Consider the following 13,457-nt stretch of genomic DNA (forward strand, 5'->3'; position numbering starts at 1 on the left):
CTTATCTGCTCTATTCTTCTATCAGCATTTCTTCCGTCTGTGCATCCACTTCTTCCAGAATGTCGTCCCAGTCGCTTCTCTCCTGGGCTCCTTCGGAGGTCAGTTTTACATCCCGGTATTTCCGCATACCCGTTCCTGCCGGGATATGCTTTCCGATGATGACATTCTCCTTCAGACCGATCAACGGGTCTACTTTTCCCTTGATGGCCGCTTCCGTAAGCACCTTGGTGGTTTCCTGGAAGGATGCTGCCGACAGGAAGGAATTGGTTGCCAGAGATGCCTTGGTAATACCAAGCATGATCTGTTCGCCTGTCGCCGGCTCTTTGCCGTCTTTTTCCATTTCGGCATTGACATCTTCGAATTCCAGCCGATCTACGTTGATGCCCGGCAGGAATTCGGTGTCTCCCGCCTCTTCCACGCGAACCTTCTTCAGCATCTGACGCACGATCACTTCAATATGCTTGTCGTTGATCTCTACACCTTGCAGACGGTATACGCGCTGTACTTCCTGGATCATATAATCCTGTACGGCACGAAGTCCTTTGATCTTGAGGATATCATGCGGATTTACGCTTCCTTCCGTCAGCTCGTCTCCTGCCTCCAGCTCCGCTCCGTCCTGGATCTTGATCCTGGAACCGTAGGGAATCAGGTAAGCCTTGGATTCGCCCGTCTCGTTGTTGGTTACGATGATCTCCCGTTTTTTCTTGGTGTCGTTGATGGTCGCCGTTCCTGCAAACTCCGTAATAATAGCAAGTCCCTTGGGCTTTCTCGCCTCAAACAGCTCCTCCACACGAGGAAGACCCTGGGTAATATCGTCTCCTGCCACACCTCCTGTATGGAAGGTTCTCATGGTCAGCTGAGTTCCCGGCTCTCCGATAGACTGTGCCGCAATAATACCAACAGCTTCTCCCACCTGCACCGGCTCTCCCGTCGCCATATTAGCTCCGTAGCATTTTGCACACACGCCGCTGTGGGAACGACAGGTCAGGATGGTACGGATCTTGATCTTCTTCAAGGTCTCGCCCTTTTCGTCTACACCCTTCTTCATGATCAGCTCTGCGCGTTTCGGCGTCACCATATGGTTTGCCTTTACCAGAACGTTTCCTTCTGCATCTTTGATATCTTCGCACAGATAACGTCCGGTGATTCTCTCCTGCAGGCTTTCAATCTCTTCATTTCCATCCATGAATGCCTTTACATACATACCCGGAATCTCTTTTCCTTCTTCCCGGCAGTCGATCTCGTGAATGATCAATTCCTGGGATACGTCTACCAGACGTCTGGTCAGATATCCCGAGTCCGCTGTACGAAGCGCCGTATCCGACAGACCTTTTCTTGCTCCGTGGGCAGACATGAAGTATTCCAGTACGTCCAGTCCTTCACGGAAGTTGGACTTGATAGGAAGCTCGATGGTCCGTCCCGTCGTGTCTGCCATCAGTCCACGCATACCCGCCAGCTGTTTGATCTGCTTGTCGGAACCACGGGCTCCGGAGTCCGCCATCATAAAGATGTTGTTGTATTTATCCAGTCCTGTCAGAAGCGCTTCTGTCAGAGCGTCGTCAGTGGCTTTCCAGGTCTCTACCACTTCTTTGTAACGCTCTTCCTCTGTGATCAGACCACGGCGGAAGTTTTTGGTGATCTGATCCACCATCTCTTCTGCCTTTCCGATCATCTCCGGCTTCTGTGGCGGTACCGTCATATCTGAAATGGAAACGGTCATGGCCGCCCTGGTAGAATATTTGTATCCGATGGATTTCACTGCGTCCAGCACCTCTGCCGTCGCTGTGGATCCGTGGGTATTGATAACCTTCTCCAGAATCTGCTTCAGCTGCTTCTTTCCTACGTGGAAATCCACCTCCAGCAGCAGCTCATTGCCTTCCACCTCACGATCTACAAAGCCCAGATCCTGCGGAATGATCTCGTTAAACAGGAATCTTCCCAGCGTAGACTCGATCACACCGGATTTCACGGTGCCGTCCGGCATCTTTTTGGATACCCGTACCTTAATGATCGAATGAAGGGTAATGGCTTCATTTTCGTAAGCCAGGATCGCCTCGTTCACATTTTTAAAGGTTTTTCCCTCTCCCTTTACGCCCGGTCTTTCCTGCGTCAGGTAATAGATGCCCAGAACCATGTCCTGAGACGGTACTGCCACCGGACCTCCGTCGGAAGGTTTCAGCAGGTTGTTGGGAGACAACAAAAGGAAGCGGCACTCTGCCTGCGCCTCCACCGACAGCGGCAGATGGACTGCCATCTGGTCTCCGTCAAAGTCCGCATTATAAGCGGTACATACCAGCGGATGCAGCTTGATGGCCTTTCCTTCTACCAGGATGGGTTCAAACGCCTGAATTCCCAGACGGTGCAGGGTAGGGGCACGGTTCAGCATAACCGGATGCTCCTTGATCACATCTTCCAGCACATCCCAGACTTCCGGCTGCAGCCTCTCTACCATCTTCTTTGCATTTTTGATATTGTGCGCGGTACCGTTTTGTACCAGTTCTTTCATTACAAATGGTTTAAACAGTTCGATCGCCATTTCCTTGGGCAGACCGCACTGGTAGATCTTCAGCTCGGGGCCTACTACGATAACGGAACGTCCGGAGTAGTCCACACGCTTTCCAAGAAGGTTCTGACGGAATCTTCCTGATTTTCCTTTCAGCATATCTGACAGGGATTTCAGCGCCCGGTTTCCCGGCCCCGTCACCGGACGGCCTCTTCTTCCGTTGTCGATCAGAGCGTCTACCGCTTCCTGCAGCATTCTCTTTTCATTGCGGACAATAATATCCGGTGCTCCCAGCTCCAGAAGTCTTCTCAATCGGTTGTTACGGTTGATGATCCTTCTGTACAGGTCGTTCAGATCGGACGTGGCAAACCGACCTCCGTCCAACTGTACCATCGGTCTCAGATCCGGCGGAATCACCGGTACTGCCGTCATGATCATCCACTCCGGCTTGTTTCCGGACTCTCGGAACGCTTCCACTACTTCCAGGCGCTTTACGATCCTTGCGCGCTTTTGCCCGGTAGCGCCCTTTAAGCCTTCCTGAAGTTCGTGATATTCCTTATCCAGGTCAATGGCCGCCAAAAGCTCCTGTACCGCCTCGGCTCCCATCCCTGCACGGAAACCGCTTCCCCATTTTTCTCTGGCCTCCTGATACTCCTGCTCAGAAAGTACCTGCTTGTACTGAAGGTCTGTCTCTCCTTTTTCCAGTACGATATGGGAAGCAAAATACAGAACCTTTTCCAGTGTTCTGGGAGACAGATCCAGGATCAGTCCCATACGGCTGGGGATTCCCTTAAAATACCAGATATGTGACACCGGGGCTGCCAGGGCAATGTGTCCCATTCTTTCACGTCTTACACTTGCTTTCGTCACCTCTACTCCACAGCGGTCACAAACCACGCCTTTATAGCGGATTTTTTTGTAGCGGCCGCAGTGGCATTCCCAGTCCTTGCTGGGTCCGAAGATCCGCTCGCAGAACAGTCCGTCCCGCTCCGGCTTCAGCGTTCTGTAGTTGATGGTCTCAGGCTTTGTCACTTCACCTCTGGACCATTCCAAAATCTTATCCGGCGATGCCAATCCGATTTTGATCGCATCAAACGTCATCGGCTGATAGGATTGTTCTCTGTTAGTTTCTGGCATACTGGCACCCCTTCCTACTCTATATCTGACACGTCGTCAAAGTCTGCATCCTCCTGGAACAGTTCTTCTGATTCGATGTCTACCAACTCTTCATTCTGGAATTCCTGCTCGGTAAATCCCTGTGCTCCGAAGTTTTCCTCTCGGGTCTGCTTCCAGTCTCCTTCGATCACGGAACGCAGGTCTGACTCTTCGATCTCTACCGTCTCCACGATCTCCACCTCCGTGTTGTCCTCGCGCAGAACTCTGACATCCAGTCCCAGCGACTGCAGTTCCTTTAGCAGTACCTTGAAGGATTCGGGGATACCCGGCTCCGGAATGTTTTCTCCCTTGATGATCGCTTCGTATGTCTTTACACGTCCGATCACGTCGTCAGACTTCACGGTCAGGATCTCCTGCAAGGTGTAAGAAGCGCCATAAGCCTCCAGCGCCCATACTTCCATCTCTCCGAAACGCTGTCCGCCAAACTGGGCTTTTCCTCCCAGCGGCTGCTGTGTAACCAGAGAGTACGGGCCGGTAGAACGGGCATGGATCTTGTCGTCTACCAGGTGGTGGAGCTTCAGGTAGTGCATGTGTCCAATGGTAACCGGACTGTCAAAGTATTCCCCGGTACGTCCGTCTCTTAAGCGAACCTTTCCGTCTCTGGAAATGGGTACGCCCTTCCAGAGCTTTCTGTGTTCTCTATTGTCCGACAGATACTGCAGTACCTCCGGCAGCAGTTCGTCTTTATGCTTTGCTTCAAACTCCTCCCAGGTCAGGTTGACATAATCGTTTGCCAAATCCAGCGTGTCCATAATATCATTTTCGTTGGCTCCGTCAAATACCGGCGTTGCGATATTGAATCCCAGCGCCTTGGCAGCCAGTGACAGATGGATCTCCAGCACCTGTCCGATGTTCATACGAGACGGCACTCCCAACGGATTCAGCACGATATCCAGCGGGCGCCCGTTTGGCAAAAACGGCATGTCTTCCACCGGCAGCACCCGGGAAACTACACCCTTGTTTCCGTGACGTCCCGCCATCTTGTCTCCCACAGAAAGCTTTCTCTTCTGGGCGATGTAAATGCGCACCGCCTGATTGACTCCCGGAGACAGCTCATCTCCGTTTTCCCGCGTAAAGATCTTGGCGTCCACCACGATTCCGTATTCTCCATGTGGCACTTTCAAAGAAGTGTCCCGGACTTCTCTTGCTTTTTCTCCAAAGATGGCCCGCAGCAGTCTTTCCTCTGCCGTCAGCTCCGTTTCTCCCTTCGGCGTTACCTTTCCTACCAGAATGTCTCCCGCACGCACTTCGGCACCGATGCGGATGATTCCTCTCTCGTCCAGGTTCTTGAGGGCGTCGTCTCCCACTCCCGGAATATCTCTGGTGATCTCCTCGGATCCCAGCTTGGTATCCCTGGCTTCTGCTTCATACTCTTCGATATGCACAGAAGTATATACATCCTCCTGCACCAGTCTCTCACTGAGCAGGACTGCATCTTCGTAGTTGTAACCTTCCCAGGTCATAAATCCGATCAGCGGATTTTTCCCCAGCGCCATCTCTCCGTTGGAAGTAGACGGTCCGTCTGCGATCACTTCTCCTGCCTCTACCTGATCCCCTTTCAGCACGATCGGTCTCTGGTTGTAGCAGTTGCTCTGGTTGCTTCGCAAGAACTTGGTCAGCTTGTATTTTCTCAAATTGCCGTCTTCTTCACGAATGGTAATCTCTGAAGAAGTGGATCTTTCCACCACGCCCGCCTTCTCTGCGATCACACATACCCCTGAGTCAACGGCCGCTTTTTCTTCCATTCCCGTTCCCACTACCGGTGCTTCCGTCACCAGAAGCGGCACGCTCTGACGCTGCATGTTGGATCCCATCAGCGCACGGTTGGCATCGTCGTTTTCCAGGAAAGGAATCAGCGCTGTCGCCACGGAGAATACCATCTTGGGTGATACGTCCATGTATTCAAACCGCTTTTTCTCATACTCCTGCGTTTCGTCACGATAACGTCCGGAAACGTTCTTATGAAGGAAGTGTCCCTCCGCATCCAGCGGCTCATTGGCCTGTGCCACATGGTACTTGTCTTCTTCGTCTGCTGTCATGTAGACAACTTCTTCCGTTACCACCGGATTTTCCGGATCCTCCCGGTTGATCTTACGATAAGGCGCCTCAATAAAGCCATATTGATTGATCCTTGCGTAAGTTGCCAGGGAGTTGATCAAACCGATATTGGGACCTTCCGGCGTCTCGATCGGACACATTCTTCCATAATGGGAATAGTGTACGTCACGCACCTCGAATCCTGCCCGGTCCCTGGAAAGTCCTCCCGGTCCCAAGGCGGACAGACGCCTCTTGTGGGTCAGCTCGCCCAGCGGGTTGTTCTGATCCATAAACTGGGACAGCTGGGAAGATCCGAAGAATTCCTTCACCGCTGCCGTCACCGGCTTGATATTGATCAGAGACTGGGGAGAGATCCCCTCCAGATCCTGCGTCGTCATTCTTTCTCTGACTACCCTCTCCAGTCTGGACAGACCAATCCTGTACTGGTTCTGCAAAAGCTCTCCTACTGAACGGATCCTTCTGTTGCCCAGGTGGTCGATATCATCGTCGGTACCAAGATCGTACTCCAGATGCATGTTATAGTTAATGGAAGCAAAGATATCTTCCCTTGTGATATGCTTTGGTATCAGGTCGTGAATGTCTCTTCTGATAGCCGCCTTCAGCTCTTCTATGTCTCCTGCCGTTTCCTGCAGAATACCCTCCAGCACCGGATAGTATACCAGCTCTGTCACGCCCAGCTCCGCCGGATCCACATCGACAACGGCAGACAGATCCACCATCATATTGGAAAGAACCTTAATGTTTCTCTCCTCTTCTTCATTTTTGATCCACACATAGGGAACTGCCTCGTTCTGAATCTGATCTGCCAGTTCCAGCGTCACCTTATCTCCTGCCTGTGCGATCACTTTGCCTGTCACACGGCTTGCCACATCCTCTGCCAGGACCCGGCCCGTAATACGGTTCTTCAACGCCAGCTTCTTATTGAACTTATATCTTCCCACCTTTGCCAGATCATAGCGGCGAGGGTCAAAAAACATACTGTTGATCAGGCTTTCTGCACTGTCCACCGCCAGAGGCTCTCCCGGCCGGATCTTCTTATAAAGCTCCAGAAGCCCTTCCTGGTAATTGGTAGCCGCATCCTTTTCAAAGCTCGCCAAAATCTTCGGCTCCTCGCCGAACAGTTCTATGATTTCCGGGTTTGTCCCTACGTTTAATGCACGAATCAATACGGTGATGGGTACTTTTCTCGTTCTGTCTACACGCACATAGAAAACGTCATTGGAATCCGTCTCGTACTCCAGCCACGCTCCTCTGCTGGGAATCACTGTTGAGGAATACAGCTTCTTCCCGACCTTATCATGTGCAACCGCATAATAGATCCCCGGAGAACGCACCAGCTGGCTTACGATAACACGCTCTGCTCCGTTGATCACGAAGGTTCCCGTGTCTGTCATAAGCGGCAGGTCTCCCATAAAGATCTCATGCTCGTTGATCTCTTCCGCTTCCCTGTTGTGAAGCCTGACTCTGACCTTAAGAGGCGCCGCATAAGTCGCATCTCTTTCCTTGCATTCCTCGATGGTGTACTTCACATCGTTCTCACACAAGGTAAAATCAACAAATTCCAGACTCAAATGACCGCTGTAATCAGCAATCGGGGAAATGTCTTCAAAGACTTCTTTCAGTCCTTCATCCAGAAACCACTGATAAGAATCCTTCTGGACTTCTATCAGATTGGGCATCTGAAGCACTTCCTTTTGTCTGGAATAACTCATGCGTGAACTTTTTCCGCTTTTAATGGGATAAATTCTGTTTTTCTCCATATGAACGTTTCACTCCTCATCTATTTTTTCGTGGCCGACAGGTGGCTTTAACGTAAAGCAAAAACCCTTAAAATATCTTGAGTTTTTATAAATCACGCAAAATTATGGCATAACTTGCCACAATAGTGCATTTTTAAGGATAACACAAATTATTTTCTTCTGTCAAGGCTCTTTCTCCATCTTTTTTCTCTCTGCTTTTTCCCGGATCCTCCCCTCTTTTCTTTCCCTTTCTCTTGGCATCACAGGCTTTTCCCTACAGTCTTTTATACAGCAGTTCTTCCAGTGCTTCCCTGCTTTCCGTATGGTTGATCTCATCCCGAAGCTTGGAGGAGCCCTCCAGTCCTTTGGTATACCACGCCACATGCTTTCGCATTTCCCGCACTGCCAAATACTCTCCCTTCTGTTCCATTAAAAGCTCCATATGCCGCAGCATCATATCCCGGATCTGACATTTTGTAGGTCTGTCCGGGATTCTCCCCGTCTCGCTGTATGCTTTTAATTCCCGAAAGATCCAGGGATTCCCCTGGGCCGCACGCCCGATCATCACTCCATCGCAGCCCGTTTCTTTTTGCATCTGCACCGCTTTTTCTGCGGACGTTACGTCTCCGTTCCCAATGACCGGTATGGATACCGCCTCCTTCACCTTTCGGATAATATCCCAGTCCGCCTTTCCGGAATAATACTGTTCTCTGGTCCTTCCGTGGACGGCGACCGCCGCTCCTCCTGCCTCTTCTATTACCCTGGCAATCTCCGGTGCATTGATGCAGTCCTCATCAAATCCTTTTCGGATTTTTACCGTTACCGGCTTTTTCAACGCCCGAACTGTCTGAGACACGATCTGATACACCAGTTTAGGCTGCTTCATCAGAGCGGATCCCTCTCCGTTTTTTACGATCTTTGGCACCGGGCATCCCATATTGATGTCCAGGATCTGAAAGGGCAGCTCCTCGATCTCCTTTGCCACCATACTGATGGTATCCGGTTCCGAGCCAAACAGCTGCAAGGATACCGGCCGTTCCTTTTCATGAATGGAAAGCAGCAGCCTGGTATTGGCATTTTTGTATTTCAGCGCTTTGGCGCTGATCATTTCCATACACAAAAGACCCGCTCCCTGCTCCGCACACAAAAGGCGGAAGGGCAGATCCGTCACTCCCGCCATCGGCGCCAATATATAGGGATGTTTTAATGTAACCGTTCCAATCTGCAGCATCGTTTTATCCTTCTTCATCTCTTTTTTCTTGTTTTGTCCTGATCTTTGTCCGTTTCCCCCGGAGCCATACATATCCCCGCTCTTTCCGGTTTTTTTCCTTGCCCCTGCCCTTTAACGGTTTTTTCTGAGTCCCTTGTTTTTTTCATACAGGATCCTGAGACCCTTCAGTGTCAGCTCTGCGTCATAGATGTCAATACAGTCTGTCTCCGCCGCAATGATTCGTCCCAGTCCGCCACTGGCAACGACCTTTGCCTGCTGGTAGCCCGATTCTTTCTTGATCCGGCTGACAATGTATTCTGTCTGTCCGATCTGGCCGTAGACCAGTCCCGCCTGCATACTGGAGATCGTCTCCTTCGCCAGGATGGACTCCGGCTTTTTGATCTCTATAGCCGGAAGAAGCGCCGCCTGCCCCCACATCGCCTGTGCAGAGGTGCGGATCCCCGGTGCGATCACCGCCGATTCAAACGTACCGTCCGGTCCTACCAGATCATAGGTGGTGGCTGTCCCGTAGTCAATTACGATCACCGGACCGCCGTGAAGCGTGTAGGCCGCTACCGCGTCCACGATCCGATCCGCTCCCACCTGTCTGGGATTTTCTGTGACGATGCGGATGCCTGTCTTGATCCCCGCCGACACCACCAGCGGAGTTACATGAAAATATTTAATGATGGCGCTCCCCAGAGAATGCATGATATCCGGAACCACCGACGCAATGATCACCGAATCGATCTCATCGCTGGGCAGCCCCTGCCGCTCCACCATCTCCTTCAGCGTGATCCCGTACTCATCCGAAGTCCTCTTGATCTTTGTGGTCAACCGAAAAGTCCCGTACAGTTTTTCCCCCCGGAACACTCCCAGCGTAATATTTGTATTTCCGGCATCAATTACCAGCAGCATGTCTATTCCTCCTCTTTCTGAACAAATACCCGGTAAAACATCTGTAAGGATTCCAAAAGATCCTGCTGGTTCCTTTGTATCTCCTTGATCTTCAGCTGACTCCCGATCTCGTCAAATGAAAAGTCGTCCGGTTGGCTCATCACCTCAAACTGCAGCGTTCCTTCCTCATCAAACACCAATGTCAGAATCCCTCCCACATCTGCCACATAAAGCACACAAAGAATCTGCAGCTCTTCCTGTACGTGGGTGGGAAGCTGCGCAAAGTCGGGATTGAAATAATATTTTTCTTCGTAAGAATTGGCTCCGCAGAGCACCACTTTTTTGTATCCGTCTTCTCTATATGTATCCATATATCCCCCTTACCGAAACTTCTCCTGCAAACACGCTCCGTATGCTCTGATCTTCCAGCCGGACCAGCAGATCCCCTTTTGGAGAAATCCCCAGTGCTATGCCGTCAAAGGATTCCTTGCCATCCTGTACCCTGACCGGTCTTCCTGTGTTGACCAGTCGCTTCTCATATTCTGTTCGAAACCGTGACAGGCTGCCTCCCTCTTTGCAAAAGACCTCATAGCTTTGCTCAAATTTTTCCAGCAGGGCGGCGATCAGCCGGCTTCTGTCTGCCCTGATCCCTGTTTCCAGCCAGAAAGAGGTTGCCTTTTCAGACAGCTCTCCCGCAAATTGTGTCTGGTTCAGATTCATCCCTACCCCTACCACTACGTGATGGATATAATCCACCTGTGCCGTCATTTCCGTCAGGATCCCGCAAACTTTCTTTCCATTCATTACAATGTCATTGGGCCACTTGATTTTCACCGGCTCCGTCGTCAGTTCCTGCAGGCTTTCTGCCACACAAAGCGCCATAAGGAGCGTGATCCCGGAAGCATGGTCCGGCGGTACGGTCGGCCTTAGAAGCAAAGACATATAGATCCCGCCCTCCTGAGGCGACTCCCACTGCCGCCCCCGCCGGCCTCTGCCTGCCACCTGCTCCTTTGCCACCACTAAGACCCCTTCCTCTTCTCCTCTGCTTCCTGCCAGGGCAGCCTGTATATTGGTGGAATCTGTGGATTCCAGAAAAAGGATCTTCTTTCCGGCCCACTTCGTTTTCCGCCTGCTTTCGATCCCTACTTTGGAAAACTCTTCCGGCTCTCCCAGTAAACGGTAGCCTTTATTACGCACCGCCTCGATGATATATCCTTGCTGTTTCAACTGTTCCACGACCTTCCAGACAGCCGTCCTTGATACCTGGAACGTTTCACACAATTCCTGTCCCGAGACATATCCCTTCCGTTCTCTTAGGACCTTTACGATAGCCGCCTTCATAGTCCCTCCTGTGTTTTTATGATTTGTCCCGCCCTTTCCAGGTATTCCATAAATCTGGGCAGTCTTCTGTCTTCCTTGCTCCGCTTCTGCTCCACCTTTTCCAGCAGTTCCTTCACCGTATAGACGTGGTACTTCTGTACCCGCAGAAGCTTCGCTGCCGCCTCCAGCATTCCAAGAAACAGCTCTTTGTCCGTACTTCTGGGTGGAAGCTTCAGTTCCAGAAGGATCTCCGCCTTTTCTATGTCGCGAAATCCGCTCATCACTTCCCTGTAAAATTCATCGTCCCAGCACTGCTCTAGATAATAGATGTGCCCTTCCAGTCCGTACAGCATCCGTTTGGCGTCATAATAGCCGATCTTCAGGTTCTGGGCACTCCTCTTGGCAGAAAACTCCAGGATACTTCCCAAACGAACCCGGGGCGCTACCCGGTAAAACGTTCCGTCTTCCGGAAAATGGACTTTCGGGATTCTTCCCGGTCCGTAAATCCTCACTTCGATAATATCCTTGTAGCCTCTTTTCAAAAGAGCATTGACAGGAACATTGTTCACTGCGCCTCCATCCACATACCGGCTGCCATGCAGCGGCTCATTTTTAAATCCGATCAGGTAGGCACTGGCCAGCAGAAAGTCACAGAGAAGTCCTTCCGGAATCTCTGAAAGAGACAGATCCAGTTCCTCCATGTCCGAAAGGCAAAACGTCTGCAGGCAAAATTCTTTTCCGCAATTTCGAATGCGGTCTTCCTCCACCACACTCCGGATCAGATTTCTTAAGGGGGTAATATCCACTCCTCCCTCCCGTATCACACGCAGTCCTGCATTCACCACTTCCTTAAACGGTTGCCCCTTTTGGAACAGGCTTTCCATCCAGGCATCGTCCACATCCATGACCTTGGAAAAGGAGATTTCCTTCCAGATGCTTTCTGCCAGTTCCACGTCTCCCATACAAACAAGGGCGCCGTTTAAGGCGCCCACGGATGTTCCTGCTACCGCATTGATCTTCAGGCCGGCCTCCGCCAGAGCTTTCCAGGCTCCTGCCTGGTAAGCTCCTCTGGCTCCGCCCCCGTCAAATACCAGACCGTATTCCTTCTCCATGTCTATCACAGGTTTCATCTCTACTCTTTCTCTCCTACTTCCGTCAACGATTTTACAAGCCCTGCAAGCCCCTGGATCTCTGATGGGATAATGATCTTGGTAGCCTGTCCGTCCGCTGCCCTCTCAAATGCTTCCAGGCTCTTCATAGTCAGGACCGCCTTATCCGCTCCTGCTTCTTTCAGGAATCGGATTCCGTCTGCATTCGCCTGCTGCACCTTCATAATGGCCTCCGCTTCACCTTCTGCCCGGCGGATCATTGCCTGTTTCTCTGCTTCCGCACGAAGGATCGCCGCCTGCTTCTCTGCCTCTGCATCCAGGATCGCGGACTCCTTCTTTCCTTCTGCCACCAGAATGGTGGATTTCTTTTCTCCCTCCGCACGAAGGATCGCTTCTCTCCGCTCTCTTTCCGCCTTCATCTGCTTTTCCATCGCATCCTGGATCGCTGCCGGCGGAATGATATTCTTTAATTCCACACGGTTTACCTTGATCCCCCATGGATCCGTCGCCTCATCCAGAGAGGCCCGCATTTTGGTGTTGATGGTCTCGCGGGACGTTAATGTCTGATCCAGTTCCAGATCTCCGATAATATTTCTAAGGGTAGTTGCCGTAAGATTTTCGATCGCCATAATAGGGCTTGCCACTCCGTAGCAAAACAGCTTGGGATCCGTGATCTGGTAAAATACCACCGTATCTATCCGCATGGTTACATTATCCTTGGTGATCACCGGCTGGGGCGCAAAATCCACCACCTGCTCCTTCAGATCCACCCTTCTTGCCACCCTGTCCAGCACAGGGATCTTGAAGTGGATCCCGGTATTCCAGGTTCCCTGGTAAGCTCCCAGTCTTTCAATCACCAGCGCCTGCGCCTGCCTCACCACCCGCACGCAGGAAACCAGGATCAAGCACACCAAAATCAATAGCACCAAAAACAAAAAATTTCCTAACATGTTGTTTCCTCCTCTTCTACCAAAACCTTAACGCCCTGTATCTCTACCACAACGACTTCCCGCCCTTCCGGGATCACCCTGTTTTCTCCTGCCGGTCTCGCAGCCCACTCCTGGCCCTTTACCCGCACGCGTCCTACACCTGTCAGGCCGTCTATCTCCTCTATCACCAGACCGTGCTCCCCTTTGATCAGCTCCAGGTTCGTTTTTTTTCTTTCTGTGTTAAAGTGCTTCATGGCCCAGGGTCGCGTCAAAACTAAAAGGATCAAAGATGACACGATGAACACCGCAAACTGAACGACCGTCCCCTGTCCTAAGAGTCCCGCAACAAATGCAAGAAGCGCGCCTGCCGCAAACCATATGGTGGTCAGTCCCAGCGTACAGAGCTCGATCACCAGCAACACAATAAAAGCGATCAGCCAATACATTGTCTGCATCCTGCTCCCCCCCTTCCTTTTTATCTGCCGTTTCCTGCTTTTATCTTACTACATCCCCTCT

General features: G+C 51.4%; 9 protein-coding genes. All 9 read right to left on the reverse strand.

Features of this window, described 5'->3' with window-relative positions:
• Positions 1 to 10: 10 nt before the first annotated feature.
• The 9 genes from rpoC to FYJ34_RS05545 all read right to left on the reverse strand — a co-directional run bounded on the left by rpoC (position 11) and on the right by FYJ34_RS05545 (position 13,396).
• The gene (gene rpoC, locus FYJ34_RS05505; protein WP_154476876.1) at positions 11 to 3,640 is read right to left on the reverse strand and encodes a DNA-directed RNA polymerase subunit beta'; all 3,630 of its coding nucleotides are present in this window, start codon (positions 3,638 to 3,640) and stop codon (positions 11 to 13) included.
• Between the two features lie 14 nt (positions 3,641 to 3,654).
• Positions 3,655 to 7,497, reverse strand: a complete 3,843-nt coding sequence (rpoB, locus tag FYJ34_RS05510; RefSeq protein ID WP_154476878.1) for a DNA-directed RNA polymerase subunit beta — start codon at positions 7,495 to 7,497, stop codon at positions 3,655 to 3,657.
• 253 nt (positions 7,498 to 7,750) lie between these two features.
• A complete protein-coding gene (gene dusB / locus FYJ34_RS05515; protein WP_235899265.1) occupies positions 7,751 to 8,725 on the reverse strand; it encodes a tRNA dihydrouridine synthase DusB in 975 nt (324 codons plus the stop codon).
• A gap of 93 nt (positions 8,726 to 8,818) precedes the next feature.
• The gene (locus tag FYJ34_RS05520; protein ID WP_154476880.1) at positions 8,819 to 9,604 is read right to left on the reverse strand and encodes a type III pantothenate kinase; all 786 of its coding nucleotides are present in this window, start codon (positions 9,602 to 9,604) and stop codon (positions 8,819 to 8,821) included.
• 2 nt (positions 9,605 to 9,606) lie between these two features.
• Positions 9,607 to 9,954 (reverse strand): DUF6145 family protein, encoded by a 348-nt coding sequence (locus FYJ34_RS05525; RefSeq protein ID WP_154476882.1) that lies wholly within the window; start codon positions 9,952 to 9,954, stop codon positions 9,607 to 9,609.
• Positions 9,941 to 10,924 carry a biotin--[acetyl-CoA-carboxylase] ligase gene (locus FYJ34_RS05530; RefSeq protein ID WP_154476884.1) on the reverse strand — a complete coding sequence of 328 codons (984 nt, stop codon included), beginning with the start codon at positions 10,922 to 10,924 and terminating at the stop codon, positions 9,941 to 9,943. Before FYJ34_RS05530 ends, FYJ34_RS05525 begins: the two co-directional genes overlap by 14 nt.
• Positions 10,921 to 12,033 (reverse strand): patatin-like phospholipase family protein, encoded by a 1,113-nt coding sequence (locus tag FYJ34_RS05535; protein WP_154476886.1) that lies wholly within the window; start codon positions 12,031 to 12,033, stop codon positions 10,921 to 10,923. The genes FYJ34_RS05530 and FYJ34_RS05535 overlap by 4 nt, the downstream gene beginning before the upstream one ends.
• Before the next feature lie 2 nt (positions 12,034 to 12,035).
• The gene (locus FYJ34_RS05540; RefSeq protein ID WP_154476888.1) at positions 12,036 to 12,962 is read right to left on the reverse strand and encodes an SPFH domain-containing protein; all 927 of its coding nucleotides are present in this window, start codon (positions 12,960 to 12,962) and stop codon (positions 12,036 to 12,038) included.
• Positions 12,956 to 13,396, reverse strand: coding sequence for an NfeD family protein (locus FYJ34_RS05545; protein ID WP_154476890.1), 441 nt, complete (start codon positions 13,394 to 13,396; stop codon positions 12,956 to 12,958). The genes FYJ34_RS05540 and FYJ34_RS05545 overlap by 7 nt, the downstream gene beginning before the upstream one ends.
• Between the last annotated feature and the right edge of the window lie 61 nt (positions 13,397 to 13,457).

Source organism: Suipraeoptans intestinalis, assembly GCF_009696485.1.
Classification (GTDB): domain Bacteria; phylum Bacillota; class Clostridia; order Lachnospirales; family Lachnospiraceae; genus Suipraeoptans; species Suipraeoptans intestinalis.

Coding starts and splice junctions, on each gene's coding strand:
- rpoC (WP_154476876.1), bottom strand. CDS start 3,640: ATGCCAGAAACTAACAGAGAACAATCCTATCAGCCGATGACGTTTGAT.
- rpoB (WP_154476878.1), bottom strand. CDS start 7,497: ATGGAGAAAAACAGAATTTATCCCATTAAAAGCGGAAAAAGTTCACGC.
- dusB (WP_235899265.1), bottom strand. CDS start 8,725: ATGAAGAAGGATAAAACGATGCTGCAGATTGGAACGGTTACATTAAAA.
- FYJ34_RS05520 (WP_154476880.1), bottom strand. CDS start 9,604: ATGCTGCTGGTAATTGATGCCGGAAATACAAATATTACGCTGGGAGTG.
- FYJ34_RS05525 (WP_154476882.1), bottom strand. CDS start 9,954: ATGGATACATATAGAGAAGACGGATACAAAAAAGTGGTGCTCTGCGGA.
- FYJ34_RS05530 (WP_154476884.1), bottom strand. CDS start 10,924: ATGAAGGCGGCTATCGTAAAGGTCCTAAGAGAACGGAAGGGATATGTC.
- FYJ34_RS05535 (WP_154476886.1), bottom strand. CDS start 12,033: ATGAAACCTGTGATAGACATGGAGAAGGAATACGGTCTGGTATTTGAC.
- FYJ34_RS05540 (WP_154476888.1), bottom strand. CDS start 12,962: ATGTTAGGAAATTTTTTGTTTTTGGTGCTATTGATTTTGGTGTGCTTG.
- FYJ34_RS05545 (WP_154476890.1), bottom strand. CDS start 13,396: ATGCAGACAATGTATTGGCTGATCGCTTTTATTGTGTTGCTGGTGATC.